The 26,414-nt window shown below is 42.0% G+C and carries 24 protein-coding genes and 1 pseudogene; 10 read left to right on the forward strand and 15 right to left on the reverse strand.

Features of this window, described 5'->3' with window-relative positions:
- Positions 1-212: 212 nt before the first annotated feature.
- From BU200_RS11065 to BU200_RS00420, 3 genes are all read left to right on the forward strand, one after another.
- Positions 213-389, forward strand: a complete 177-nt coding sequence (locus BU200_RS11065) for a hypothetical protein (protein WP_172459321.1) — start codon at positions 213-215, stop codon at positions 387-389.
- Positions 386-820 carry a hypothetical protein gene (locus tag BU200_RS00415; RefSeq protein WP_075098268.1) on the forward strand — a complete coding sequence of 145 codons (435 nt, stop codon included), beginning with the start codon at positions 386-388 and terminating at the stop codon, positions 818-820. Before BU200_RS11065 ends, BU200_RS00415 begins: the two co-directional genes overlap by 4 nt.
- Before the next feature lie 770 nt (positions 821-1,590).
- The gene (locus tag BU200_RS00420) at positions 1,591-2,571 is read left to right on the forward strand and encodes a polyprenyl synthetase family protein (protein WP_075098269.1); all 981 of its coding nucleotides are present in this window, start codon (positions 1,591-1,593) and stop codon (positions 2,569-2,571) included.
- 295 nt (positions 2,572-2,866) lie between these two features.
- Here the strand turns inward: BU200_RS00420 and cydC are convergent, their stop codons facing one another.
- The 8 genes and pseudogenes from cydC to BU200_RS00455 all read right to left on the reverse strand — a co-directional run bounded on the left by cydC (position 2,867) and on the right by BU200_RS00455 (position 12,230).
- A complete protein-coding gene (gene cydC, locus BU200_RS00425) occupies positions 2,867-4,720 on the reverse strand; it encodes a thiol reductant ABC exporter subunit CydC (protein WP_244912647.1) in 1,854 nt (617 codons plus the stop codon).
- Positions 4,713-6,431, reverse strand: a complete 1,719-nt coding sequence (gene cydD, locus BU200_RS00430; protein ID WP_075098270.1) for a thiol reductant ABC exporter subunit CydD — start codon at positions 6,429-6,431, stop codon at positions 4,713-4,715. Before cydD ends, cydC begins: the two co-directional genes overlap by 8 nt.
- Positions 6,421-7,449, reverse strand: coding sequence for a cytochrome d ubiquinol oxidase subunit II (gene cydB, locus BU200_RS00435; protein WP_075098271.1), 1,029 nt, complete (start codon positions 7,447-7,449; stop codon positions 6,421-6,423). Before cydB ends, cydD begins: the two co-directional genes overlap by 11 nt.
- 2 nt (positions 7,450-7,451) lie before the next feature.
- Complete coding sequence (locus tag BU200_RS00440) at positions 7,452-8,879, reverse strand: cytochrome ubiquinol oxidase subunit I (protein WP_075098272.1); 1,428 nt, start codon at positions 8,877-8,879, stop codon at positions 7,452-7,454.
- Between the two features lie 677 nt (positions 8,880-9,556).
- Positions 9,557-10,195 carry a glycosyltransferase family 2 protein gene (locus tag BU200_RS11415; RefSeq protein ID WP_280523056.1) on the reverse strand — a complete coding sequence of 213 codons (639 nt, stop codon included), beginning with the start codon at positions 10,193-10,195 and terminating at the stop codon, positions 9,557-9,559.
- A gap of 78 nt (positions 10,196-10,273) precedes the next feature.
- A pseudogene (locus BU200_RS11605) lies at positions 10,274-10,636 on the reverse strand (glycosyltransferase family 8 protein); the annotation flags it as partial.
- On the reverse strand, positions 10,600-10,881 hold the full coding sequence (locus BU200_RS11750) for a glycosyltransferase (RefSeq protein ID WP_083609313.1): 282 nt from the start codon (positions 10,879-10,881) through the stop codon (positions 10,600-10,602). The gene BU200_RS11750 and the pseudogene BU200_RS11605, both read right to left, overlap by 37 nt.
- Before the next feature lie 446 nt (positions 10,882-11,327).
- The gene (locus BU200_RS00455) at positions 11,328-12,230 is read right to left on the reverse strand and encodes a prenyltransferase (RefSeq protein ID WP_075098275.1); all 903 of its coding nucleotides are present in this window, start codon (positions 12,228-12,230) and stop codon (positions 11,328-11,330) included.
- A 684-nt stretch (positions 12,231-12,914) separates the two neighbouring features.
- Here BU200_RS00455 and BU200_RS00460 point away from each other — a divergent pair.
- The 3 genes from BU200_RS00460 to BU200_RS00470 are packed head-to-tail and all read left to right on the forward strand — an operon-like array spanning position 12,915 to position 15,368.
- Positions 12,915-14,168 carry a DUF2130 domain-containing protein gene (locus BU200_RS00460; RefSeq protein ID WP_075098276.1) on the forward strand — a complete coding sequence of 418 codons (1,254 nt, stop codon included), beginning with the start codon at positions 12,915-12,917 and terminating at the stop codon, positions 14,166-14,168.
- Positions 14,165-14,614, forward strand: coding sequence for a GNAT family N-acetyltransferase (locus BU200_RS00465; RefSeq protein ID WP_075098277.1), 450 nt, complete (start codon positions 14,165-14,167; stop codon positions 14,612-14,614). Before BU200_RS00460 ends, BU200_RS00465 begins: the two co-directional genes overlap by 4 nt.
- Positions 14,604-15,368: a nucleotidyltransferase domain-containing protein gene (locus tag BU200_RS00470; protein WP_075098278.1), complete on the forward strand. Its 765-nt coding sequence runs from the start codon at positions 14,604-14,606 to the stop codon at positions 15,366-15,368. Before BU200_RS00465 ends, BU200_RS00470 begins: the two co-directional genes overlap by 11 nt.
- 266 nt (positions 15,369-15,634) lie before the next feature.
- On the opposite strand, the gene BU200_RS00475 is transcribed toward BU200_RS00470, so the two are convergent.
- From BU200_RS00475 to BU200_RS00505, 7 genes are read right to left on the reverse strand one after another with little or no spacing between them, the layout of a single operon-like run.
- Positions 15,635-16,183: a hypothetical protein gene (locus BU200_RS00475; RefSeq protein WP_075098279.1), complete on the reverse strand. Its 549-nt coding sequence runs from the start codon at positions 16,181-16,183 to the stop codon at positions 15,635-15,637.
- Between the two features lie 4 nt (positions 16,184-16,187).
- On the reverse strand, positions 16,188-16,727 hold the full coding sequence (locus BU200_RS00480; protein ID WP_075098280.1) for a hypothetical protein: 540 nt from the start codon (positions 16,725-16,727) through the stop codon (positions 16,188-16,190).
- Between the two features lie 4 nt (positions 16,728-16,731).
- Positions 16,732-17,268 (reverse strand): hypothetical protein, encoded by a 537-nt coding sequence (locus BU200_RS00485; RefSeq protein WP_075098281.1) that lies wholly within the window; start codon positions 17,266-17,268, stop codon positions 16,732-16,734.
- A gap of 4 nt (positions 17,269-17,272) precedes the next feature.
- Positions 17,273-17,809 (reverse strand): hypothetical protein, encoded by a 537-nt coding sequence (locus BU200_RS00490; protein WP_075098282.1) that lies wholly within the window; start codon positions 17,807-17,809, stop codon positions 17,273-17,275.
- 4 nt (positions 17,810-17,813) lie between these two features.
- On the reverse strand, positions 17,814-18,341 hold the full coding sequence (locus BU200_RS00495; protein ID WP_075098283.1) for a hypothetical protein: 528 nt from the start codon (positions 18,339-18,341) through the stop codon (positions 17,814-17,816).
- 4 nt (positions 18,342-18,345) lie between these two features.
- Entirely contained in the window at positions 18,346-18,894 is a 549-nt protein-coding gene (locus BU200_RS00500; RefSeq protein ID WP_075098284.1) for a hypothetical protein, read from the reverse strand.
- A gap of 4 nt (positions 18,895-18,898) precedes the next feature.
- Complete coding sequence (locus tag BU200_RS00505) at positions 18,899-22,669, reverse strand: GbpC/Spa domain-containing protein (RefSeq protein ID WP_075098285.1); 3,771 nt, start codon at positions 22,667-22,669, stop codon at positions 18,899-18,901.
- Positions 22,670-23,046: 377 nt separating this feature from the next.
- On the opposite strand from BU200_RS00505, the gene truB reads away from it, so the two are divergent.
- The 4 genes from truB (at position 23,047) to BU200_RS00525 (ending at position 26,413) form a co-directional block, all read left to right on the forward strand.
- Entirely contained in the window at positions 23,047-23,925 is an 879-nt protein-coding gene (gene truB, locus BU200_RS00510; protein ID WP_075098336.1) for a tRNA pseudouridine(55) synthase TruB, read from the forward strand.
- A gap of 35 nt (positions 23,926-23,960) precedes the next feature.
- A complete protein-coding gene (locus BU200_RS00515) occupies positions 23,961-24,884 on the forward strand; it encodes a bifunctional riboflavin kinase/FAD synthetase (protein ID WP_075098337.1) in 924 nt (307 codons plus the stop codon).
- A complete protein-coding gene (locus tag BU200_RS00520) occupies positions 24,877-25,620 on the forward strand; it encodes a potassium channel family protein (RefSeq protein WP_075098286.1) in 744 nt (247 codons plus the stop codon). The genes BU200_RS00515 and BU200_RS00520 overlap by 8 nt, the downstream gene beginning before the upstream one ends.
- 385 nt (positions 25,621-26,005) lie before the next feature.
- Entirely contained in the window at positions 26,006-26,413 is a 408-nt protein-coding gene (locus BU200_RS00525; protein ID WP_075098287.1) for a Spx/MgsR family RNA polymerase-binding regulatory protein, read from the forward strand.
- The last annotated feature ends 1 nt before the right edge of the window (position 26,414 follow it).

The following is a 26,414-nucleotide window of genomic DNA, read 5'->3' on the forward strand; positions in this document are numbered from 1 at the left end:
CTGCTTGAAGCCGTTTGTGATAGGCAGTGAGTGACTTGTCTTTAAGGGCTGTTCGAAGTTCTCTGATGTGGTCTTGTGTAAAGTTCATATCATTATTATAATTCAGATTTTGATTTTTGTTAAGTATTAACTTACTTTGATGAGGGGCTAATGGCTGGAATGCGATTGCAAAAGTAGATCCTAACTTAGCATACAAAGTGAATGATGAATTTTTGATGAATCAAATTAGGGAAGGAAAAGATTTTGTTTTAACTTCTAATCCGTTTAAAGCAGAAGAAATATATCGAACTCAGAAAATTGGAAAATCATATGTTAAAGAACTTAATATTTTGTCAGAAAATGGTTATAAAATAGAAAAATATGGTGATTATTGGAGGGCGTATAAATGAAAGAAATAGGTTATTTACCAGTAAGAGAGAGTTTAGGATATAACAATGTTAAACAAGCATTAAATATTGTATTTTCGATTGATTTAGATACGTTGCCAGTTACAACTGGTCAATTTGAAGATTTTGGATTTATAATAGAATATAATTCAATACAAATTGATATGGGAATTTCTTCAACAGGAAAAAATCTTCAATTCAATATTGGGGAAGGTGGAACTTTTGATGTGCTTCTTCCCAATCCGAATTACCCAGAAAAGTCTTTCATGAGTAGAAGATTTTTTTATAATTTTATTGATGATAGTCATATTAAAGAAAATGTGAAATATGCCCTTGGTAAGGACGAAAAAGCGATAGAATATACTATGCATATTTTAAAAGACTATTTAGATTCAGATGCAGCAAAGGTATTATTAAAAAATAACGGAAGCTAAAATATTCAATGAATTCCAGATTGTAAGAATTTATAGGTTTCATTTTTGCTATTCTGCCTTTAGTGCGTGGCACGTTGTCACAGTCAGGGGATTGGCTGTGACAAATAGGATATGGGGAGCTGCGGAGCAGTTTTTCCACTGACTTTGTCGTTTCATTGCTAAACTGAAAGCCTCAAGTCTTTCAGTTTGCCTCTACCCTAATCAATGATTAGGGTAGTTTTCGCACAGCGGCGACTGGCATTATCTGAATAACTAATTATACAATAATAAGAACTGTCAAAATATAATAAATATTTATATTAGCAACCAATATTTCCCGCATTTCAGATGCAGGTAAGGAGCTTGCTCGGACGGACAATGTCTTAGGACAGTCCCTGTTTTCAGGTCTGAATTAAGGAGGGCGTATGAGTTATAAAATTCGATTTGATGACATTATAGCCTTAGTACTAGGCAACGAGTCACAGGTAGTACTGGGGTATAGCAAGGCGAGTTAACGATGTCAGATTTTGATTTTTGACGAGTATAAATAGGGCTAAGAAGAGTGTATCCAATGTAAGAGTCAAAGGATTTGGACAAAGTAGAGGAGTTCTATTTATATCAACAAGGCTTAAATCTATTGTGAAAAGCTGAATATCAGTGATATGGGAAAATGCTATCTTGCCCTTATCAATTTCAACTTCCCTTTTTTGTAAAATATAAACTGCGATACTAGCTATTACAGTCTAAATAATGTAAAATAGAGAGCAACGAGGGGATCAAGGAGATTAGGAATGGTATCGTATTGGGCTTGCTATCCAGATTTGGGAGAAAAACTTGATAGTGTGAGGACATTGATTGAGCGGAAACTGCAGATTCGCAACCAGAGCATTGGTCAGGCGCTTGTGGCTTTAAATAGTGCGGGTGGAAAATATTTGCGACCAGCTTTTTTCTTTTTATTTGCGGAATTTGGTGGGACAAGGCGGCTAGGCGAGGAAGAGTTGGTGACAGCTGCCGCGTCACTTGAAGTCTTACATCTGGCAACCCTAGTTCATGATGATGTCATTGATGACTCGCCACTAAGGAGAGGGCAGGTAACGATTCAAAGTCGTTTTGGTAAGGATGTTGCGGTCTACACAGGGGACTTGCTCTTTACCGTCTTTTTCGAGTTGCTCTTAGAGTCTATGACCAATTCTCCTTACATGACTGTTAACGCCAAGACCATGAAGAAGATTTTGTTAGGTGAATTGGATCAGATGTCAGCCTATTATAGGCAAGACCAGACGATTCGTTCCTATCTGCGGTCTGCGGCGGGAAAAACAGCTGCCTTATTTAAGCTAGCAAGTCGAGAAGGGGCTTATTTTGGAGGAGCGGATCGAGCTACTGTTCGGCTGGCAGGACATATCGGTTTTTATATTGGCATGGCCTTTCAGATGGTGGATGATTTGCTAGACTATACAGAAGATAAGGCAGTTCTCAATAAGCCTGTCTTAGAAGATATTAGTCAGGGGATCTACAATTTACCACTGATTTGTGCTCTTCAGAAAAATCCAGACGCCTTTCGTCCCTATCTGGAGAAACAACAGGCTATGACAGCAGAAGATGTCGCGGTTGTCGTTTCTCTGATGAAGAGAGAAGGAGGGCTAGAAGACGCGCGAGAGCTAGCTGGACGCTTTACCCAAAAAGCAGTTGCAGCCATTATGCAATTACCACCTCATCCTGCCAAAGATATACTACTCCGCATGACCCAGCGCTTGTTAGAAAGAAGTGTTTAAATAGCAAAAGTGAGACATAGCCATGATGGAAGAATCGGACTGTCTCACTTTTTATCTATTCCTATCGCCAAGAAATTGTTTTGAAAAAGAGTGGTGCTAGTTCATTTAGAATTGCTTCTGATTCCTTGCTATGTTGTCCTAATCGTTATAGGCAGGCATCCAACTGCTTTTAAACGCCTAGTGACCTACGACAAGGCTAGTGAGGTTTGAATGTGATTTGTGCAGAGTATGAGTATGAAGCAATGTTCCTAAAAGAGCATAGAGCATAAAGAAAAAGGTTGACGTACAACCTTTTTTACATTTCACCATCATCAACAGCCTTGAGCTGGCGAAAGCGCGGACTGGTTTCAGCTAGATTAGCAGGACTTCCTGCCATTTCGAGCTTACCATTTTCAAGGAAGATGACCTGATCTGTGTATTCAATCCCCTTTAAATGATGGGTAATCCAGATAACCGTTTTTCCTTTTAACTCTTCCATAAAGGTGGTTAAGACCTGCTTTTCGGTAATCGGGTCTAATCCAACGGTTGGCTCGTCCAGAATCACGATAGGCGTTTCTTTTAGGAGAATACGAGCAAGAGCAATTCGATGTCGTTCTCCTCCAGAGAAACGCAAGCCGGCTTCGTCTACCATTGTATCCAGTCCCTGTGGGAGGGTCTCTACCACCTCCTTTAAGCCAACACGTTCAAGAACCTGCCAGACTTGCTCTAGGTCAGCCTTTTCATTTCCGAGACGGATATTGTTGAGCAGGCTAGTCCGAAACAGGTAGGGATCTTGTTGAATGACGCCGATATAAGACGGGATGCTCTCACCTAGTGTAGCTACTGGCACGCCTCCAAAGAGAACTGCTCCTGAGCTAGGGACTAGATCTCCCCGCAATAGGGTTGCAAGGGTGCTTTTTCCTGAACCGCTCCGACCGAGAATGGCAAGTTTTTGTCCTTGCGGAATGGTCAAATCTAGCTGGTCTAGCACTAGCCTTGTGTCATTTGGATAGCAGAAGCTAAGATTTTCAATTTGAAAATCGTAAGGAGCTTGCGGCTGCATGTCGGCTACTGTCTCAGGTCGTAAGTTAGGAAGATGATTGAGCCGTTCAATCGAATCTACATAGCTGTTGGTTTCTTGACTAGCTGTTGAAAGTCCTGCAAAGGCATCAATAATGGGAAGAAGCGAGAGGACAAAGGCTGCGACCCAGTTGGCTTGTCCACCATGATTTCCAAGGAACCGTCCGCTAGCCCAGATGAAGGTAGCAAGAATTAAGAGCCCGTACACCATTTCAAAGATGAGAGCTCGTTTATTTTGGAAATGCTTCATCTTGGCTTGAACAGCGATAAGCTGGTCTTGTGAATGTTCATGGAGAGCGACATATTCTGCTCCTCTATGGCTGAATATCCAATCGGAAATTCCCAAGACATTATCGGTTAACTCTGTATAGAGATTATTTTTTAAGGTCTTTTCGATTTGCTGCCTTGCACCATTGACCAAGACGGAGAATAGAGGAAAGACCAAGAGGAGAATTGCCAAGTAGAACAACATGAACAAGGCAAACCACCAAGAGAAGAAACCAAGTGCGCTGACGATAAAGATGTAGAGCAGCCAAGCGATGACTGTTGGGAAAATCGTCCGTAAGTAAAGATTTTGCAGGTGGTTAATGTCTTCAGCCAACAGTCCGATAACATCGCCCAGACGGAAATCACGTTTGATAAAAACGGCGTCTTGTTCCAAGGTCTGGTAGAGTTTGAGGCGGAGTTGAGAGGTCATTTTGAGGACCCAGTTGTGGCTGGTTAGTCGTTCCAAATAACGACAGACGGGCCGGGCAATACCAAAGGTTCGTGTGAGGACAATAGGGATGTAGACCAAGAGAATGTTGGTCGGAAGAGAGGCGGATTTGCTAATCAGAAAGCCTGAAATAAACATTAGGGCGCCTGCACTAAAGAAGGTCAAAAAGCCAAGGAATAAGGCGGTCACCAAGGCCAGCTTGTACTGTTTAAAAAATGGTTTGACCCAGTTGTCCGTTCTAATAACTCGAAATAATACTCTTTGAAAATCAAAACGAAACGTTGTCGATTGGTCTTGATGAACGCCAGTTCGATCTTCAGATGCCTTTTCTCGGCTCTTATTGATTTTCATTGAGTATAATGGAATCTTAGCCATGATTTCCTCCCATTGCAGTTTTTAGGTGATAGAATGTGCCTTTGTTGCTCAAGAGTTCTTCGTAGCTTCCCATTTCAACGATTTGTCCTTGATCGACTACCAAGATATAGTCCATCTGGTGGAGCCAGTGGAGGCGATGAGTGGCGATAAGAACCAGACGATTGTCCATCAAGGGGAGCATTTTTTCTTTGAGCTCTAGCTCGGTTTCAATATCAAGATGAGCAGTTGGCTCATCAAGTAGGAGCACACGGCGTTCTTTATCGAGAAAGGCACGGGCAAGGGCAATCCGTTGCGCCTGACCACCGCTGAGAGGCCGTGCCCCATTTCCGATACGGGTATCCAGTCCTTCTGGTAAATTAGCCACGAGTTCGTCTAAGCCGACAACTGCTATTGCCTCTTGAACTTCTGCATCACTGGCGGATGGAGTATAGAAGGTGATATTGTCCCGCAGGCTCATTTCAAAGATATAGGGATGCTGGGGGATATAGAGTAATTGCTTTCGCCAGTCTTCCTGATCGAGATTTGCCATTTGAAGACCATCAATCCGAATCTTCCCTTCTTCAGGCGCTAAAAATCCGCCAAGGAGATTGATGAGGCTAGATTTTCCAGAGCCACTCATACCAATGATACCGATTTTTTGATAGCCAGAAAATGTAAGGGACGTGTCTCCAAAGAGTTTTTTCCCTTCATAGGCTATGGAAATGCGATCTAATTCCAAACAACTATCGTGAGTCCAAGGGGCGATAGTGACCTGCTCCTTACGGATACTAGGCGTATTTAAAATTTGCTGCATGCTTTGCATGGCATTTTTACCGTCTAAGGTCGCATGGTAGTCACTTGAAAAATCGCGCACGGGTAGGAAATATTCAGGCGCCAAGATAAGAATGGTCAAGGCTGGAAAGAGTAGCATTTGACCGTTGATGAGGCGAAGTCCGAGGAGAACAGCGACCACTGCAATCGATAGGGTTGTAAAGAAGTCTAGGGCAAAGGTGGATAAAATCCCAATCCGTAGAGCATTCATTGTTGCCTTGCGAAAGTGTTCGCTTGTCTGGTAGATCGTTTGGGCATAGGACTTACTGCGACCAAAAAACTTCAAGGTATCAAGCCCTCGGAGTGTATCTAAAAAGTGATTGGATAGTAGCTGATATTGTGCGTATTGGCGATTTGCTCGCGCTTGCGCAGCGTATCCCAAGATAATCATAAATAAGATGATGATTGGGAAGACGATAAGAAGAACCAGACCAGATTCCCAGTCTAGGTAAAAGATGAAGACGAGGATCACCCAGGGAATGATGCTCATATTCATCATCTTGTTTAAAATCAGGTGCAGGTAATTTTCCACTAAGGAAATCCCGTCAAGGGTCATGGTGATCATGTTACCAGAACCTTCTTTTTGAACAATATGGGGACCTAATTCAAAGAGTTTTCGAAGCAGTTGCCCACGAAGTTGACTGGCCTGCTGGCTTGCAAACCGATCTAAGCGCTCGTCCTTGAGGTAGTTGATAAGGTGACGTCCCAGATAGCAAGCGAAGAAAGAAGCAACAGGTAGGAGTTGGCTTTCTAACGCCCTGCCCTCCCAGATACCTGTAATAGCCCGACTTAGTCCCACAGCCTGTCCGATAATAAAGATTGCCTGAAGGATGTCTAATCCTGCAAGCAATCTTAGTAGTTGATAAACACCGGACAAGCGCATCACAGCTTTATCCAGCATGGTGCTCCTCCGTTCCAATGACTGGCAATTTGATCCGTTTTCTAAAGATATAGTAGGTCCAAACGGTGTATGCCAAGACAAATGGTACCAAGGTCAGGGCTACTATCGACATGATGCTAAGCGTGTAGGGGGATGAGGAAGCTGACTCAATCAGCAAGTCGTATTGAGAGCTAATTGAGCTAATCATCACGCGAGGAAAAAGTCCTTGGAATAAGAGGGCAACGACTGCTACCAAGGAAAGTCCACTCGCAAGAAAGGCTGTCATTTCCGCTTCTTTCAGAATAGACAGATGAGCTACTGCGGTGAGGACTACAATGGCAACGACCAAGGCTAAGGTTGGTATGAGGTGCAGTTCAAAGAAGTCCGTTTTGAAGAAGAGCAAGAGCGCAAAAGCTACCAAGCCGAGGTAGAGGACAAGATAGAGTTTTTGGGCATATTGACGAGCACGCGTACGAATAGCACCATCCGTTTTCAGGCTGATATAGTTCAAGCCGTGAAGATAGGTCAAGAGCACCATAGCGACCCCACCTACCAGTGAAAAGAGGTTGAAGTAGTCACTAAAACGGGCAGACATATTGCCATCTGCATCGAGTGGCATGCCTTGAATCAAACTGATGAACATGAGACCGAAAAAGAAAGGCACGAGGAAAGATCCGATAGACAGTGCCCAGTTCCAGCGCTGTTTTTCTTCCACAGGGACTTTGTGGCGAAATTCAAAGGAAACCCCGCGGATAATTAAGCCGACTAAGATGATCAATAAGATGAGGTAGTAGCCACTAAATAAAGAAGCGTACCAGTAAGGGAAAGAGGCAAACATGGCGCCACCTGCAGTCAGTAGCCAGACCTCATTTCCGTCCCAAACAGGACCGATAGTTTCAACAATCTGATCTTTTTCTAACTCATTTTTTGCCAATGACTGCACTGCCATTCCTACCCCAAAATCAAATCCTTCAAGGAAGAAGAAGCCGGAAAATAGTAGGCCAATGAGGAAGAACCATAATAATTGTAAGTTGCTCATTTTTAGAATGCCTCCTTGTTAAATGCGTCAACAGAAGAGTAGCCACCCATGTGAAGCCCCTTGTGCTGGTAGTCAGGTCCGTGTTGTAATTCGCGGATAACTAATTTAATCATGGTGATTGCTAGGGCGGTAAATAGGACAAAGTAGACAATGTTTGAGATGGTCAGAGACGCGACAGATACGTTGGGTGAGACGCTTTGTTCAATGGTAAAGAGACCATAGACTGTCCAAGGATAGCGACCTTGTTCTGCGACAATCCAACCGAAAGTATTTGCTAGGAATGGAGCGAAAGTTGTCAGAGCAACAAGCCAGAGCATCCATTTCTTTTCGTAGAGGACAGGATTTTTCTTGCGGGTCCAAAATAGTCCCAGCGCTGATACAAGGAGCATCAGAGTGCCAAAACCTGCCATAATCCGGAAACCATAAAAGAGTAGGTTGACCATTGGGAAGTAGTTGCGATCGCCGTATTTGGCAATCAATTCTTCATTGGCTGTCTCCATCCCTTTGACAGAGCCTGACATCTTATGGTAGGACAAGATACTAAGCATGTAGGGGATTTTGACACCGAAGACCTGTTTGTGTTTTGCTTCATCAGCCCAAGCAACGACTGCCCAAGCAGCAGGGTCGCCAGAATCTTCATAGTCACCTTCCATAGCCGCAAATTTCATTGGCTGATCTTCGATGAGAGCCTGCATTTGTGCATCACCTGCACCAAGAACAGTGATAGAGCCGATTAAAGAGATGATGAGACCGATGCGGATTGACTTTTTATAGAGGGCTTGAGTTGCTTCTGTCAAACTCTCTTTCTTCAAGAGGCGGAAAGCAGACATCCCAGCCACTAAGATACCACCCATGGTAATAGCGCCAGTAACCACATGGCTGTATTCGTAGATGAATTGAGGATTGGAGATCAAGGCACCAAAGTCGGTCATCTGTGCGCGACCATTCACAATCTCATAGCCGACAGGATGCTGCATGAAGCTATTCGCAATCAAAATCCACATGGCAGACATCAAGGAACCAAAGACGACCAACCAGATAAAGGTAGCGTGGAGTTTCTTGCTGACTTTCTTGTTTTCCCAAGTGAACATCCAAAGTCCTAAGAAAGTTGATTCCATAAAGAAAGCAAGGAGGGCTTCAACTGCAAGAGGAGCTCCGAAAATATCGCCAACAAAGCGCGAGTAGTCCGACCAGTTCATTCCGAATTGGAACTCTTGGATAATTCCGGTTACCACACCGACTGCGAAACTCAGCAGCATAATATTGCCCCAGAATTTGGTTAATTTTTTATATTCTTCTTTCTTGGTCACCACATAGCAGGTTTCCATAATGGCTACGACTAAAGCGGTACCAATGCTAAATGGTACAAAGAAGAAGTGAAAGATAGTGGTCATCGCGAATTGCAGACGAGCCAGCGTTTCGATCGTCATAATATCCCTCCGATTGAGAGCTGAACGGATAGTCCAGTTCCTTTCCTAAAATTTCTTTTTTCTATATCATAATCATACCACGTTTTACGAAAAAACGGTAGTATTCAAAGCAATTTACAACACATATAATCGTTTCGGTTTTCTTTTATAATTACAGTCGGGTTAAAAGCTAGGAAAATAGAGATGCAACTGTTGCAACTTTAGTTGCTTACAGGTGTGGTTCCTTTTCGAGAGTAGGCTGAAAAACGTCCACTGGAGTTTTTTTACCCGTCAAAACTCCTAGTTTGCAGGCTATGCCTGCTTACGGATAGGGTATTATAGTTGTTTAGTTTATTTTTAGTACTAGGCAACGAGTCGCAGGTAGTACTGGGGTACAGCAAGACGAGTTAACGAAGTAATAAAAATATAAACTAAATGACTATAACAGTCGGGGAGTGACTGTCAACACTTGAAAGACTTACATACATTAGATTATTTGGGAATTGAACGTTGGTTAAGCACGGTTTGAACAGAGACGTGAGTATTCTATCTTTAGCTAGTTACAGCAAAACACTATACTTTCCGGCATATCGATCAGTTGCTTTCAGCCCAAAATCAGGTTTTCTATGACAGGTTCAATGCCTATTTCGCCAGTTCCGCAAGGTAGCAAATGGAAAGAATTGTCTGCGTGTTTTGCGCTATATCCGCCTTACATAAGTCTGTTGCTGGAAGCATTGGATCGTTTGGGCACGTTGGTAGGCTTGCCAGACAAAGGCTTCTTGCCGTTCTTGATTTCCCCTAAATGTGATGCCATGTAAGAGGCTCCTGCGATAGAGATTGCCCCAAGCCTTGGTGTAGTAGAGATTGCGGAGGTCAGATTCCTCCATCTCTTGGGAGATGGTTGTAAGGCTCTTTTGCGCTAGCTGGTAAGAGGGATAGGATAGGAATTGGAAGCGATCTTTGAAGAAGCGGGCAAAGGCACCTACGACAATGTCTGCCTGCGTTGATTCCGCTACGTCGTAGAGGGCTTGGAGGCTCTCTTCAAAAAGGAAATCTCCTTCCTCGATCAATAAAACATAGGGACGGCTTGCCACTTGTATTCCTTGGTATTTGGCTTCATTTAAAGAGGTCGAGGCATGATAATGATAGTGAATCCTCCGATCCTTTTCAGCAAATGCCTGACAGATTTTAGCGGATTCATCTGTTGAAGCTGCGTCAATGAGGATAAGTTCAAAATTGTGATAGCTTTGATTGACAAGGCTGTGAAGAGTTTGAGAAAGGTTAGCCATCTGATTGTGAAAGGCGACAATCAGACTAACACCGCCATGTTGTCTCATCACACTTAGATAGTTGTCTCGCCACAAGGAGATACTCGACTTTAGTTGACCCGTCCAATTCTTATCCCAGGCAGACCAGGGCTTGATCTGGTGTGAGTTGTAGTGGAAAATCACCACTTCATCTAGTGGGAGGCGGGCTTGTCTCATCGCCTCAGCAGTGTAGTTAAATCGCAAAGGGAGTTCTAGAATTTTTCCTTTTAAGGCGATATTGATGACATCTTGATCTTGGAACTGAATCCGATCTTTCAAGTGAACTGTCTCTGACAGGAGAAAATTTGTAATCTGATCGCGCCGCATCGCAGCAAGATTCATCAAGAGCACACCGGCATTTACATACAATTCCTCCGGCTTAAAACCGATACTCTGTTTATATTCCGCATAGTGGTAGGAGATGTCTAGCTCTGCTATACCTGCCATATAGGCATCTTGTAAGTCTGTTTCCCAGAGCTGGGCGCCCCTCCCGAGATTAACAAATCTCTATCTAAATACAAGACCTTATCCCAGTCTTGCAACAAGTCTGGAAGAAAGTATCGGAAATAGGTTTCTAGGGTGATGTGATGTAGTGTGAGCGGGAGCTTTTCAAGTTTAGCTTGAGCAATCTCCGTATAGAACCTCAACTCCTCAAGTGGCAGATGACTAAGTTTGGTCTTAGAGCCACTCGACAAGTTTGAGGAAAGAATCGCCACTTATAGTTTGGGGTGAAATCTACGGATCGCTTCTATTGTGGCAATCACATAGTTAATGTGGGAATCTGTTACACAGGAAGCTACTTTCATATAAGAACCTCTTTTTATTATTTTCCTTATTCATTTAGACCCCTTTCACAACTGTACTAATTGATTTAGGTCATAGCGATTACTGGCTAGATAAGAACAGAAGTGTTTTTGCTCTTATTTTCAGATGCTTGAGCCGATATTTTGTCACAAAAGGAACAGCTATGGGCTTATTGTGCTCCTTGTTGCAATATGCTAGGTAAGAGAGCAAAGAGAATCCTACACGCGCTAGTAGTGTAGGATTTTCTTAATGGGAAAGAAAGGCTTGGCGGTTTAGAAGCTAGTGCAGTTCTAGTCATGCTGTTGATGCCCTGCGCTAAGGTGTAAGCCAGATCATTGCCTCTCATCCTAGATCGCTTCTAACCTATAATGATTCCGAGAGCATAGGTGGCAACATGAACTGTTGAACCTAGGGCTAAAATCTTGATAGCACAGGGGAAGGTCTCTGATTTGACTTGTTTCTGCCATAAGAGCCGGGTCTGCTTTACGATAAAGGGGAGTAAGAGCAGGATGAGGAGACAGCTTAGTGGAGCAAGTCCGAGCCAGACCTGACAGACAATGGCAAGTAGAGCTAGCCCATTTGCAGTCGCAAATAGATAGAGCCCACCTTTGATACCGATATAATGCACCAAAGTGTAGCGCTGATTGCATTCATCTTCTTCCTTATCACAGAGGTTATTGGCTAGCATGAGATTGGCAATCCAGAGCGTGTTGGGAAGAGCGATAAGAAAAATCTGGGCAAGTGTCCTGAAATCCCAGTTGAAGTGGGGAGTAGTATTGAGGTAGACGCAGATAAGGCTAATCATAAAGCCCATGGTAAATCCTGAACAAACTTCTCCTAAGGGTAGACTAGATAAGGGTCTTGGACCAGATGAATAAAAGATTCCAATAGCGTAGCAAAATCCTCCCATGACTAACAAGGGCCAGCCAACAAACCAGGATAAGATGAGACCAATGATAAGAGAGCTGGAAAAAATAAGCAACATGAGACCTTCAACCGAATGCAGGGAGAGGTTTTCGCGTCCGATAATATTGGTCTTTCCCCGATAATCTAAATCCAAGGCATGCCGATAGTCATTGTAGTTATCCCAGACATCCACAAACATATTGAACAAGAGCATGGCTACAAAGTAGACGATGACAGGAAGAGGGTGTAGAGATCCGTAGACATAGTAGCTGAAACATAATCCAATCAAAAAGGGCAAGATACTGGCTGTCTTTGCCTTTATTTCTACTAATTCCAAAAAAATGGGTAATGACATTGTTTTCACCTTTCGAGTTTATCTATTGCCCTTTTATTATATAGGGAAAGATGGGAATTTGGAAATAATTGCAACTGAAAAATGAATCTCGCGATACACAGGGCGTTTGGCATGAGTGTATTCTTTCTATCTCTCGGCTTTAACAAAATAGGCGACAGAACAGGAGTTTTAGTTCGCCGTAAGCCCTCGTAGAGGCAAGTAGATTGCGTGTTAGCGATAATCGGACATCTACTGTGATGCTAGCTAGGGGTGTATAACCTTTAATTAGGCTTTGTCAGTGAGCTGTGGTTTAGGTTCGATTCCGATTGGTATCAATCCAACGACTTTGCACAGGTGGGAACAAAAATTAGGAACAGAGGGACACTTGCTGGACAAGTGAATGATAAGTTTATCGTACTCATGATTTACAGACAAAGCATGACCAGTAACTTCTTTGTCAAATTAAAAAGGCTTGGGCGAATCTCAAGAAAAAGGTTATGGAATTACTGCCAAAACACAACTCTGTTAGAGCATGTCTGAATAGTGCGTTTTAAAGCGAAACGACTATAACAGGCGTTTGAAGAAGATAAAGCAGTTCATAGCTTCTTTTTTAGGAAGGCTTACTTGACCACATTAAAGCAGAATTTTCTGGTGTTTTCTGCTATACTGGAATGGACAAAAATAGAGCATCACCAAGGAGAAGACATGCAGATATTAACATGCCCGCACTGCGGGGTGGCCTTTCAGGTCAATGAAACAGAATACAGCCAGCTACTGGATCAGGTTCGTGGAGCCGAATTTGAAAAAGAATTGCATGAGCGCTTGGCGCGTGAGACAGAATTGGTTGCAGAAAAGGCAAAAAATGATTTGCAAAAGCAGCTAGCAAAGCGAGACAAGGAAATCGCTGAATTGGCTGCTCGACTAGAGCAGGCAGAAAAACAGTCAGAGCTGGAGATTCGTTCTGCCTTATCTCAAAAGGATCAGGAAATTCTTGTGCTTGAAGCCCAGATTGAAAAAATTCGCCTAGAGAAAGAGCATGAATTGCAATTGGCACTTGCTTCCGTTGAAAAGGAGCGCGACGCGATCAAGACTGACCTGCTCTTGCAGGAGCAAAAACAGGAATTAGTCCTTGCAACGACCAAGCAGGAGTTTGAATTGCAATTAAAGGCTGCCAACGAGCAGGTTGAATTTTACAAGAACTTCAAGGCTCAACAGTCGACCAAGGCGATCGGAGAAAGTCTGGAATTGTATGCAGAGGCAGAGTTTAACAAGGTTCGCCATCTAGCCTTTCCCAATGCCTATTTTGAAAAGGATAATCTAATCTCTAGTCGCGGATCAAAAGGAGATTATATTTACCGTGAGGTGGACGAAAATGGTGTGGAAATCCTCTCTATCATGTTTGAGATGAAAAATGAAGCAGATGATACGGTCAAAAAGCATAAAAACGAAGATTTCTTCAAGGAGTTAGACAAGGATCGTAGGGAGAAGGAGTGTGAATATGCAGTGCTGGTCACCATGCTAGAAGCGGATAACGACTACTACAATACAGGAATTGTGGATGTCAGCCACAAATATGAAAAAATGTATGTCGTTCGTCCTCAGTTTTTCATTCAGCTGATCGGTATTTTACGTAATGCTGCCATGAATGCCCTCAAATACAAGCAGGAATTAGCTTCAGTGAGAGAGCAGAATATCGATATCACTCACTTTGAAGAGGATTTGGAAACCTTTAAAAACGCCTTTGCCAAGAACTACCAGTCTGCTAGTACGAATTTCCAAAAGGCTATTGACGAGATTGATAAGGCTATCAAGCGCATGGAAGCGGTCAAGGCAGCTCTTACGACTAGCGAAAATCAATTACGACTGGCTAATAATAAACTGGAAGATGTCACTGTCAAAAAGCTAACTCGGAAAAATCCAACCATGAAAGCTAAATTTGAAGCCTTGAAGGAGCAATGATGATTCGAACGTATCAAGAAGAAGATGCCGTAGCTTGTCAGCAGTTATTGTCAGAATTAGGCTATCCTAGTCAGCTTGCGGACCTACAAGGGCGCTTTCGTCAACTGTTGGCGAAACAAGAGTATGACTTGCTAGTCTTTGAGCAGGGTGGGCAGGTGATTGGCTTGATTGGTTATGCTCAAATGTATTTCTTTGAACGAAGCGGGACTTATCTGCGAATTTTAGCCCTCGTTGTAGACAGTAAGTATCGCAAACAAGGGGTTGCCACTGCTTTATTGGATAAGGTGAAAGCTATTGGCAAAGAAGCTGGCTGTCAGGCTTTGGCCTTAAACAGTGGTCTAGGGAATGACCGACAGATTGCCCACCGTTTCTATGAGCACTATGGATTTGAGAAAAAAGCGATCGGCTTTGCCTATCAACTTGAGGAGAAAGAGTATGGAGAATAGAGTCATCAGCGTCCTAGATAACATAAAGGAGGAAATAATCTCCTTATTAGATTCTAACCTCTGTGGGATTTATTTGCATGGCTCTTTGGCCTATGATTGCTTTTCCTGGGAGCAAAGTGATATTGATTTTTTAGTGGTGGTTAAGAAATCCTTGAAGTTAGCGGAAAAAGCAAGATTGATTCACGCCTTAATGGAAATTGAGCACCTTGGTCCGAAAAAGGGGCTTGAGATGAGTGTTGTCTGTGAGAAAGATCTTAAACCTCCCTGCTTTCCTATGCCCTATCATTTGCACTATTCTAAGCAACATCAAAAAGCAGCCAAAGAAAATGTATCCTTGTATTGTGACAATATGCAAGGAGTCGATCTGGATTTGACTGCTCATATCATGGTTGTTTATCAAAGGGGAATAGCCCTATATGGAAAAGAGCTTACGGAAGTCTTTCAAGTGCCTACACGAAAAGACTATTTAAAGAGTGTGTGGTACGATATTGAAAATAGCTTAACGATGGTGACAAAAGATCCCGTATCTACCATTTTAAACCTCTGTCGGACATTGGCCTATGTGAGAGAAGAAACATTTTTATCCAAGAAAGAGGGCGGAGAATGGGCACTTGGACATTGTTCGCCGCACTATACAGCAATGCTAAACCACATTCTCAAAGCCTATCAAGCCGGCTCTATTGTAGTCCCTACAGCCTTGATGATTCAGTTTGTACAGGAAAGTCTAGATGAACTGGCTGGACATGTTGGCTAAATTCTAAAAGGCTTCTTATTTCCTATTGCTCGAATTTTAGAACTTTGTGATGGAGTTGGGTTTTTGCCCAACCTTTTCATGGTACAAAATCTTACTAGAGCGTTAAAGACTATATTATCTGGTCCTCTTTGAAAATCAATACTCTTATCTTGATGGTTGAAAAACTCCAGCGGAGGTTTTCAACCTGTTCCCTTAAAATATGGAGGAACAATGTTTTATCTTCGATTACGTTTCCCTATCTATTTTTGGTTTTCTTGGGGCAGGAGTTATTTCCTCAAGAGCTTGTATAACCAAACTAAATTAAAGATAGCGGGTTTTTCCTGCGCGTCAATAATGGGTTTCAGCGTATCATACATCTCATCCTTTAGTTGTTCTTCATCAAATTGTCTTAAGTCCACTGATTTATAATCAGTACCATAAGCATCAACTAAATGGAGATTATTATCCAATTCATACGTATATTCATTCTTGTCTCTGTATATATATCCTTTGGTACTCGTACTAACTAAAAATCCATTTGATATACTTGGATAGTTTTTAGTAGAGGAATTTTGTTGATTTTCAACAAAATTTCGTCCATCAAAATCAAAGCGCATGTTAGGAATATCCTCATAGTCCAAACTTCTCAGGTTGGTGATGGTTGCTTTGATGACATTATCCCTCCTTTCTTTTTCCGAGGTGGCTAACTGTTCTTCATAATAGATGGAATAGCTTTCTAAATCTCCTGTAACGATAATGAAAATGAAAGAGATTCCGAGTAGGAGGAGAAATAATTTTCTGAAAATCTTCCTTTTCTTTTTGATAGGTGTCTGCATGGTCTTATTTCCTCAAAAGCTTGTACAACCACTGTAAATTAAAGATAGCGGGTTTTTTCCGTGCATCAATAATGGGTTTCAGTGTATCATACATCTCATCTTTTAGTTGTTCTTCATTTAGCTGAGATAAATCCAGTCTCTTATGTTCAGTACTACTAAGTTTAACTGCATAAGTTAGATTGAGATTAGCATCAAAATGATAACCATAACCATTTTTATCCCCGTATCTATAGCGTCCAGCATTCCCTAAAACAGAAGGAAAATAGTTTCCAGAAGAATCATTTTGATTTTCCACAAAATTGGTGCCGTCAAAATCATACCGCATATTTGGAATATCCTTGTAAGATAAAGTTCTTAGGTTGATGATGGTTGCTTTGATGACATTATCCCTCCTTTCTTTTGGTGAGGAGGCTAACTGTTGTTCATAATAGATGGAATAGCTTTCTAAATTTCCTGTAACGATAATGAAAATGAAAGAGATTCCGAGGAGTAAGAAGAGTAATTTTCTAACAATCTTTCTTTTCTTTTTGGTAGGTGTCTGCATGATCTTATTTCCTCAAAAGCTTGTATAACCACTGTAAATTAAAGATAGCGGGTTTTTTCCGTGCATCAATAATGGGTTTCAGTGTCTCATACATCTCATCTTTTAGTTGTTCTTCATTTAATTGAGATAAATCCAGTCTTTTATGTTCAGTACTACTAAGTTTAACTGCATAAGTTAGATTGAGATTAGCATCAAAATGATAACCATAACCATTTTTATCCCCGTATCTATAGCGTCCAGCATTCCCTAAAACAGAAGGAAAATAGCTTCCAGAAGAATCGTTTTGATTTTCCACAAAATTGGTGCCATCAAAATCAAAGCGCATATTAGGAATATCCTTATGGCTCCAGCTTCTTAGGTTGATGATGGTTGCTTTGATGACATTATCCCTCCTTTCTTTTGGTGAGGAGGCTAACTGTTCTTCATAATAGATGGAATAGCTTTCTAAATTTCCTGTAACGATAATGAAAATGAACGAGATTCCGAGTAGGAGAAGAAATAATTTTCTAACAATCTTTCTTTTCTTAGTAGGTGTCTGCATGGTCTTATTTCCTCAACAGCTTGTATAACCACAATAGATTGAAGAGCTTCGGCTTTTTCTGGGCATCAATGACAGGTTTGATGGTTTCGTATATCTTATCTTTTATTTCTTCTTCATTTACTTGACTTATATCTAGTAATTTATAGTCAGGGGGTGTAGTTCCATACCTTAGGTTAAGTTTATTATCAAAGTAATATCTATTTTCGTCGTTACTTAGGTATGAATATCCATTAGTTGTTTTCTCAATAGAGGGATAGTGGGGTGTATAAGAACTGTTAAAATTCCGAATCAGATTGAGACCACCAGTAAAAAAGTACATCTTAGGAATATCCTTGTGATGTAAGCTCCTAAGATTGGTGATGGTTACCTTAATGACGTTGTCCCTCCTTTCTTTCTCTGATGTGGCTAATTGTTCTTCATAATAGATGGAGTAGGTATTTAGGTTCTCGAATACGAGGTAGAAAGTGAGCATGCTCCCAAAGAGTGGGAGGAGAAGAAGTTTTCTAACAATCTTTCGTTTCTTTTTGGTAGGTGTCTGCATGGTCTTATTTCCTCACTAACTTGTACAACCATAGTAAATTGAAGGAACCAGGCTTATCCTGTGCTTCAATAATAGGTCTAATGGTTTCGTACATCTCATCCTTTAGTTGTTCTTCATCTGCTTGAGTTGGTTCTAGTACTTTATGTTCATTATTAACCCCATATCTTAGATTGAGATCGGCATCAAAATTATAGCTATTTCTTTCTTTATCAAAGTATGTATAGCCACCAGTATTCCCTGAAACAGATGGAAAATAGCTTCCAGAAGAATCATTTTGATTCTCTACAAAATTGACCCCATCAAAATCATACCGCATATTTGGAATATCCTTGTAAGATAAAGTTCTTAGGTTGATGATGGTTGCCTTAATGACATTATCCCTTCTTTCTTTTTCTGATGTGGCTAACTGTTCTTCATAATAGATGGAATAGGACTCTAAATCTTCTGTAACGACAATGAAAATGAAAAAGATTCCGAGTAGTAAGAGGAGTAATTTTCTAACAATCTTTCTTTTCTTAGTAGGTGTCTGCATGATCTTATTTCCTCAAAAGTTTGTATAACCAGACTAAATTAAAGATAGCGGGTTTTTTCTGCGCGTCAATAATGGGTTTCAGTGTCTCATACATCTCGTCTTTTAGTTGTTCTTCATCAAATTGTCTAAAATCTAATGATTTATGGTTATTGCTAAAAGCTCCTACGAGTTGTAGATTGTTATTAAACTCATATGTGTAACCTTGTTTATCTCTATACCTATAACCTGTATCGTCAACATGAACTAAAAGACTATATGAGATACTTGGATAGTCTTTAGTGGAAGAGTTCTGCTGATTTTCTATAAAACTATATCCATCAAAATCAAAGCGCATATTAGGAATATCCTTATGGCTCCAGCTTCTTAGATTGATGATGGTTGCTTTGATGACATTATCCCTCCTTTCTTTTTCCGAGGTGGCTAACTGTTGTTCATAATAGATGGAATAGCTTTCTAAATTTCCTGTAACGATAATGAAAATGAAAGAGATTCCGAGGAGTAAGAAGAGTAATTTTCTAACAATCTTTCTTTTCTTTTTGGTAGGTGTCTGCATGGTCTTATCTTCCTTTCTTTTTCGCTGGCTTGCGTCCCCGTCTTTGGGGCGCTTTTGCTCTTTGGATTGGCTTGGGTGCCTTTGGTTTCCTTGCGGGTCTGTTTTCTTGCCTTACAGGACGAATGACCTTGCGCTGGATGGGAGCAGTCACTCGTTTGGCAATTCGTTGAATAGGCTGAAGGACTCTTTTTTGGATGGTTTTAGCGACAGGTTTGGTCGCTTGTCTGATCGGTTGGATGACCTTTTTCTGAATGCTCTTCCCTGCTTTTTTCATTGGCTGGATAATTTTTTTCTGAAGAGCTTTAGTGACCGGTTTGCTCACTTGTTTGAACGGCCGCACCACCTTTTTCTGAAAGATGTTTCCTACGGTTTTGAATATGTTTCTAGCTGGTTGGACAATTGTTTTATGAAGGGGTTTGGTAACTGGTTTTAGGAATTGTTTGAACGGTTGCACCACCTTTTTCTGAAAGATGTTTCCTACTGTTTTGAATATGTTTCTAGCTGGTTGGACAATTGTTTTGTGAAGGGGTTTGGTAACTGGTTTTAGGAATTGTTTGAACGGTTGCACCACCTTTTTCTGAAAGATGTTTCCTACTGTTTTGAATATGTTTTTAGCTGGTTGGATGATTGTTTTGTGAAGGACTTTAGAGACGGGCTTGATAGCCTGTGCCATCTTAGAGAATAGACTGCCTGTCTTCGCCTGTCCCTGCTTGCTAGTTGTCAAGCTAGGATTAAGCTGCTTATCTTGAGCTTTTCCTGCTGATTTTTGACTTCCTTGGTCTTTTGAGAAAAAGGAAGTGAATTTTTCCCAGTATTCTTTAAGTTTATCGCTGAAATCATTCCATCCGCTCTTTATTCCTTTCCAATTGTTATCTTTGAAATCATTCCACCAGCTCTCTAATTCTTTCCATTTTTGCTTTATTGGAGCTAGAATGTGGAATACGGCTACCAATCCGATGGTAGAGTAACTGATGATGGAAGAAACTTTTAGGAGAAGTTCTGGATTTGGACTTTTAGGATATTTTACTTTGAGGGCTAGTTGATAGAGGTCTTCTCTCTTTTTGTCTAAGTCGGAGATACTATAATAGTGTTTAATTGCTTCATTTAAGGGCTTATTTAAATAAAGAGTATGGATAATAAAGGCATCCTTGTCCGTTATTTTATCTTTCTCGTTCATAGTTGTCAATGTATCACCCAGCCAGGAATTGGCTTGAAAGAAGACGTCGCCTGGCATGACACCGAAGAACATTCCCGCATTCAATCCGAGTAAGCCTTTTAATACTTCCTTTTTTAGACCACTTTGACTGGCGGTTGCGATTGGGGCAGCCAGATGGGGGAAGTCAATTTTAAAACGATCAAGTTTGTGGATATTCTCGATCAAATCTAAAGCATCATTGTTTTTAGGCTTCTCTCCTACATCAGCAACCTTGGGTTGCAGTCCACCTACTCCATAAACTTTGTAAGCAATACCATTAGCAATATGTTGATTGATTTTGGCAAGATCATTTCCATATTTTGCTCGCCCTTCTTTTTCCAGCTCATCGATAAAACGGAAGAAGAGCTCCTTGTCATCTCCGCTAATCCCTGTATTTTTGGAGAACCAGTAATCTCTTAATTCTTTTTCCATAAGAGCAGGACTACCGTGGGGAATAGGGCTCTTTTTGATGGTTGGACTTGCTGGTGTAGGAAGGGCAGGAGGTGTGACAGGGTGGGGATTTTGTCTAGTAAGAGCTGGTGGATAAAGGCTTGGGCTTGGATAGATAATGGTTGAAGAAGCCTGCTCTAGCGTTAGGGGGAGCGAATAATTCCTAGTTGCTATTGTATTATTGCTGGGCGCTGGTGTGGCCTGGATACCATTAGCTTGGCTGACAGGAGGCCGATACTGCCTAGCATAGTTTATCTTGATAGTAGGGTAGACAATCCGTTGGATAAAAATAATAGGGATATTTGGGAATTTTGGCTGTTCTACCTCTTTTGGTGGACGTGGTTTGTGGGGAATCACCCTGTGTTTGCGAACGGGCTTAACGGGCGCGATTGGTCTGGTGAGAGAGCGATAGGTTGGGGCAATGGGTTTGACGGGTGCGATTGGTTTTAGTGGTAGGGCGGGAAGGTTTGGTTCATGCGGCATCACAGGTGGATTTCCCGGTCTTGCATTGATGATCCCCTTGGCTTTGATATCTGCATTGACGGTAAACCATTGACGAGAGCCTGAACGTAGATGAAGCGGCTGACTGGAACGGTTGATGTTTTCTTGACTGTAACGAATGCCGAAATCAAAGGAGATGGTATCGCCAATCACCCGAGCAACACCTGCTCCATAGTATTCGTTCGGATGACCATCACTATCCCAGTCTCCACGATTAAAACGTGATCCGTCCTTAATACTATTATTACTGCCTCGTGCGGCTACATATCCATCTTCTCCCGTTACAGAAGAACCTGAAATAGGGATAAAGGTCATGCCCTTATGTAAACGGACATACTCCTGTTCTCCGAATTCAAAGGTATTGTTACGTGAGGCAAAGGAAAGGAGGGCAGGGGCATCTTCTCGAAACTGAACTTTTTTACCATTTTCTAAGTAGTAGGACATGGTTTGACGGATCGTGAAATCAACAAGCCCCTTATTTTGACCAGAGGTTCCTGTGTAGATGGTTTTGGTTGGGTCGGTATAGATAAAGGCAGTAGCACTCTGGTCGCTTGCAAAAGTGGATGTCAATTCGTAGGTGTAGACGAGTTGGGCTATTTTCTGACCGTCATAAGAGGTCTGTTCCAATCCTGAGTAGATAACAGTGATGGGTTTGCCTTTTTCCAAGATAAGACCGTAGCCATCTCCAGCTTTTGCGGCGGTTGCAGCACCGGCACCACGAGATAGGATGGGTGTATGACTGATGGGGAGCTCAGAAACTGATCCTCCTATACCACTTAAGGCGTTACCAAACTGATGGGAGGAACCGATAAATTTAGTTACTCCTTCAAATCTTACAGTGGCATTGGGTTCAGAGCGAGAGATGAGGTACTGGGCTGAAACTTGGCTTAGATAGCCGTCTGTTTGAGTGAGTTTCTCGGCTTCTGCAACTTCGGCATCATAGGCTTTTTTTGCTGTCTCATATCGCATCTTCTCAACTTGATAGTTCTCTACCTTGCGCTGATAATCAGCTACTGCCAAATCTGCCTCTTTTTTAGCGGCTTCATAGTGCCTTAGTTTTTCCTGATAGGTCGCTTGATCTTTTTCGTATTGCTTTTGACTATTTTCAAATTCTTCTTGTAGGGAAAGATTTGCTGCCTGATCTTCCTCATATTTTTCCAACTCTTTTTGGTAGTTGTTTTCTTGTTCTTGATAGCGAGCTAACTCTGATTGATAGTGATTTTCTTGCTCTTCATATTGGGCGTATTCAAGGGAAGCGTCCTGAAATTTTTCTTGTTCTTTTAGATACTGTTGGTAGTGGGGTGCTTCATTTTGATAGGTCTTGCTGGCAGCTAGATATTCCTTTGTGGTAGTGCGAATATAGTCTGCCTGGTCTTGAGCCATCTTTTCTGCTGCCTCCTTGGAGGGGGCCTGCTTGTATCCAAATTCAATGACTTCAACACCTGCTTTTTGAGCATCTTGTATTGCTTGCTGGTGTTCCGTGTTCTTAACCGTTATGGTATTGGGTGGAGTGCTTGCTTCTGGAGTGGGAGAAGTAGGTGTTTCTGCCCAGACTTCAGTAGGCCTAGCTAGTAGGGATAGACTGTAAAGGGCTATTCCAATGGATAAATAGTAGGCATTCTTTTTCATTTTAGTTCTCCTTTATCATACTTTGCCAAATAGCAAACAAGGAAGCTAGCCACGTAGGGTAAGGTGAGGTTTGCCATATCGATACGGATCCCCAAGGGTAGACCATGAGTTTTGAAGGAACTTTGTATCTGCTACTTGTCACTTTATTATACTACATGTAAAGGAGAATATTCCAATAATATGAACTGATATATGCATAAAAATAAAAAGATGATTTCAGAAAATAGGGCTTGTTAAAAGGGGATGGGGTGGGGTAGTATAATACAATTAGCTATAATATATAAAGTTGTTTAAATATGGTGACGAAACAGTCCTTGATACAGTTTGCAAAAGAATGATTCCCAAATCGTTGCGAAACATGCTATAATAGTTCTATGATTTCAGGAATTATCAATGTAAAAAAAGAAGCGGGGATGACCTCGCATGATGTGATCTTTAAACTGCGCAAGATTTTGGGAGAAAAGAAGATTGGTCACGGTGGCACTTTGGATCCAGATGTGACGGGGGTCTTGCCAGTTGCAGTGGGAAAGGCTACCCGCCTTATCGAGTACATGCAGGAAGAGGGAAAGGTCTATGAGGGGGAAATCACTCTCGGCTATACTACCACAACAGAGGACGCTTCGGGTGATCTAGTAGAGCGAACTCCGATTCCAATGAGCTTGACAGAAGAAGAAATTGACCGAGCCATGCAGTGTTTTATCGGAGAGATTAGGCAGGTTCCCCCCTTGTATTCAGCAGTCAAGGTCAAGGGGCGTAAGCTCTATGAATACGCACGAGCAGGAGAAGTAGTTGAGCGTCCGGAACGCCGGGTTGTGATTCACCAGTTTGAGCGAACCAGCCCTCTCCTTTTTGAGGGTGACTGTGCCCGCTTTTCCTTCCGTGTGCGCTGTGGCAAGGGAACCTACGTGCGAACCCTGTCGGTCGATTTGGGTGCAAGGCTAGGCTTTGCCAGCCACATGTCGAAGCTAGTGCGGACAGGTTCGGCTGGCATGGTGATAGAAGATGCGCTGACAATCGAAGAAGTTGCTAGTCTATTTGAAGCAGGGGACAAATCTTTTCTGCAACCGATTGAGCATGGAATTGGTGACTTGCCACAGGTGTCGCTTGGAAAAGAAGAGGTAGTAGAAGTGGTACACGGGCGCTTTGTCAGCTTGGATGAGAGCGCTGATCTGCTGGCTGCTTTTGCAGATGATAGGCTCATTGCCATTTTAGAAAAAAGAGAAGGTTGTTATAAGCCTAGGAAGGTTTTTATCTAGGTCTTTTTGAGGCTTTATGATACAATAATACAATGATGAAACGGATAAGGATAAACGATTATAGAGAGATCAAACCCCAAGGAGAAACCGTGTTGGTATTGGGGTATTTTGACGGCATTCATCTGGGGCATAAGGCCCTTTTAGATAGGGCGCGTGCCATAGCTGACCAGCGTGGTCTGACGGTCACGGTTCTGACCTTTCCCGAGTCGCCACAGCTTGCCTTTGCTCGCTTTCGTCCGGACTTGCTCCGCCATTTGACGAGTGTTGAACGCCGTTACCAACTCTTTGAGCAGTACGGTGTAGATCAACTTTACTTAACGGATTTTACCAGCGAGTTTGCAATGAACACCCCTCAAGCATTTGTCGATCATTATATCAAGACCCTGCAAGCCCGTGTGGTGGTCGTGGGCTTTGACTACCATTTTGGTAACAGCCGGGCAACGGTTGCCGATTTAAAAGAAATCTTTGACGGAGAGGTCGAAGTGGTGGGAGAAGTGCAGCTGGGTGGTGAGAAAATCTCGTCAACGCGGATCCGTCAGGCGATTCAAGAAGGTCGAGTGAGTGAAGCCAATCAATTATTGGGCTATCCCTTTGAGACACGGGGGATTGTCGTACATGGAGATGCGCGTGGGCGTACCATTGGCTATCCGACAGCTAATCTCGCTCCGATTGATGCAGTGCATTTACCGGGAGACGGTGTCTATGTTGCAGATGTTGACATTGCAGGGAAACGCTACCGCGCCATGGCTAGTGTCGGAAAAAATATCACCTTTGATGGAACGGAACTGCGCTTAGAAGCCCATATCTTTGGTTTTGAACGCTATATCTATGGGGAAAATATCACGATTTACTGGCTAGAAAAAATCCGAGAAATGATCAAATTTGATGGTATTGATGCCCTAATGTTACAAATGAAAGAAGATGAGCGCACCGCGCTCACTTGGAAGGAAGATGATTAAGAAAATCATAAATGACTCGCGCTATGAAGTTGCGATGATTGTGATGGCTGTCCTCTATGTGTTACTAATTGCCAGTGAAATGCTGGCAGTGCTTTCTGCTCAAAGTCTCTTTTATCAGATCTTTGACACCTTGCTTTGGGTTACTTTCGTGTTTGATTATAGTAGTCAGCTATACTATTCCGAGGATAAGGGACGATACATTCGCACCAATATTCTTGATTTAATTGCGATCTTACCCTTTGTTCAATTAGCAGCCTTTTTCAGAATCGGTCGTATTGCCCGATTTGTCAAGTTATTTGGAATATTAAAGTTCACACGTTTGATTGCCGTTTCTAGCAAGCTCTGGGATGTCTTGCGTAAACTGATGAATACCAACGGTCTCTCCAAAATCTTGATTCTCAATTTTGTAGCGGTTACGGTAGCAGGTGGTGTTCTCACAGTTGTGGAGAAACAGTCCTTTTTAAATTCCCTCTGGTGGTCAATCGTAACCATGACGACAGTTGGCTACGGAGACATTGTGCCCCAGACAGCTATCGCTAAGATTATTGCGATCCTCCTGATGTTGATTGGAATTTTGACCTTCGGGATGGTGACAGCCATCATCACGCGTTTCTTTGTCGATAGCGAGCGAGACACCAAGATTGATGAGCTAACGCTTAAAATCGAAGAACAACACCTCATCTTGCAGCGATTAGAGGCAAAACTTGATGCCTTATCAAGTGAGAAGAAAGGCTAAAGTATAAGAGTTCGTTTCTCTAAATGATATAGCTTTTCGAGATAATATGCTTGTCGGTCAATTTTGGTGTGATAAGTAGGATGTCAGACTTGCAGAGCAATCGTTCAAACTCATCAGGATAGGTACTTCAAAGAAAGTATGCCAACTAACAATTAGAGAGGTCTGTCCCGTCTAAGTAGCGGGTTCGTCTCACCCTCAACAGCCCATAAGAGAGAAGACTTGTAGTCGCATGCCGAAAAGGTTAGTGTTCGTAAGGATTAGCAGAAAGAACATTCAATGATTCCTTTCAGACCTTTTATCAGATAAATCGGATTTTATCTTGTAAAACGTTTTTATCTAGTGTATAATAGGATTGAGAGTTTAGTTAATGTAGAAAGGTATGCTTATGATTACACTATTTTTATCACCAAGTTGTACTAGCTGTCGTAAGGCTAGAACGTGGCTAACCAATCATCAGGTACCTTTTTCGGAGCACAATATTATGACCAGCCCTTTGACGACAGAGGAATTAAAGACCATTCTAGCCTTTACGGAAAATGGTACCGATGATTTGATCTCAACACGTTCAAAGGTCTTTCAAAAACTCAATATTGATGTCGATGAATTATCGATTTCAGAGCTGATCGAATTGATTGCGACCTATCCAAGCCTGCTACGTCGTCCCATTATCCTAGATGAGAAGCGGATGCAGATTGGCTTTAACGAGGATGAAATCCGTGCCTTTTTGCCACGGAAATATCGCAAGCAAGAATTAAAAAATGCAACATTGAAAGCGGAGATAGGACAAGTATAGA

This window comes from Streptococcus acidominimus (genome assembly GCF_001921825.1).
Classification (GTDB): domain Bacteria; phylum Bacillota; class Bacilli; order Lactobacillales; family Streptococcaceae; genus Streptococcus; species Streptococcus acidominimus.

Coding starts and splice junctions, on each gene's coding strand:
- BU200_RS00415 (WP_075098268.1), top strand. CDS start 386: ATGAAAGAAATAGGTTATTTACCAGTAAGAGAGAGTTTAGGATATAAC.
- BU200_RS00420 (WP_075098269.1), top strand. CDS start 1,591: ATGGTATCGTATTGGGCTTGCTATCCAGATTTGGGAGAAAAACTTGAT.
- cydC (WP_244912647.1), bottom strand. CDS start 4,720: ATGGCTAAGATTCCATTATACTCAATGAAAATCAATAAGAGCCGAGAA.
- cydD (WP_075098270.1), bottom strand. CDS start 6,431: ATGCTGGATAAAGCTGTGATGCGCTTGTCCGGTGTTTATCAACTACTA.
- cydB (WP_075098271.1), bottom strand. CDS start 7,449: ATGAGCAACTTACAATTATTATGGTTCTTCCTCATTGGCCTACTATTT.
- BU200_RS00440 (WP_075098272.1), bottom strand. CDS start 8,879: ATGACGATCGAAACGCTGGCTCGTCTGCAATTCGCGATGACCACTATC.
- BU200_RS11415 (WP_280523056.1), bottom strand. CDS start 10,195: ATGAGACAACATGGCGGTGTTAGTCTGATTGTCGCCTTTCACAATCAG.
- BU200_RS00455 (WP_075098275.1), bottom strand. CDS start 12,230: ATGTCATTACCCATTTTTTTGGAATTAGTAGAAATAAAGGCAAAGACA.
- BU200_RS00460 (WP_075098276.1), top strand. CDS start 12,915: ATGCAGATATTAACATGCCCGCACTGCGGGGTGGCCTTTCAGGTCAAT.
- BU200_RS00465 (WP_075098277.1), top strand. CDS start 14,165: ATGATGATTCGAACGTATCAAGAAGAAGATGCCGTAGCTTGTCAGCAG.
- BU200_RS00470 (WP_075098278.1), top strand. CDS start 14,604: ATGGAGAATAGAGTCATCAGCGTCCTAGATAACATAAAGGAGGAAATA.
- BU200_RS00475 (WP_075098279.1), bottom strand. CDS start 16,183: ATGCAGACACCTATCAAAAAGAAAAGGAAGATTTTCAGAAAATTATTT.
- BU200_RS00480 (WP_075098280.1), bottom strand. CDS start 16,727: ATGCAGACACCTACCAAAAAGAAAAGAAAGATTGTTAGAAAATTACTC.
- BU200_RS00485 (WP_075098281.1), bottom strand. CDS start 17,268: ATGCAGACACCTACTAAGAAAAGAAAGATTGTTAGAAAATTATTTCTT.
- BU200_RS00490 (WP_075098282.1), bottom strand. CDS start 17,809: ATGCAGACACCTACCAAAAAGAAACGAAAGATTGTTAGAAAACTTCTT.
- BU200_RS00495 (WP_075098283.1), bottom strand. CDS start 18,341: ATGCAGACACCTACTAAGAAAAGAAAGATTGTTAGAAAATTACTCCTC.
- BU200_RS00500 (WP_075098284.1), bottom strand. CDS start 18,894: ATGCAGACACCTACCAAAAAGAAAAGAAAGATTGTTAGAAAATTACTC.
- BU200_RS00505 (WP_075098285.1), bottom strand. CDS start 22,669: ATGAAAAAGAATGCCTACTATTTATCCATTGGAATAGCCCTTTACAGT.
- BU200_RS00515 (WP_075098337.1), top strand. CDS start 23,961: ATGAAACGGATAAGGATAAACGATTATAGAGAGATCAAACCCCAAGGA.
- BU200_RS00520 (WP_075098286.1), top strand. CDS start 24,877: ATGATTAAGAAAATCATAAATGACTCGCGCTATGAAGTTGCGATGATT.
- BU200_RS00525 (WP_075098287.1), top strand. CDS start 26,006: ATGATTACACTATTTTTATCACCAAGTTGTACTAGCTGTCGTAAGGCT.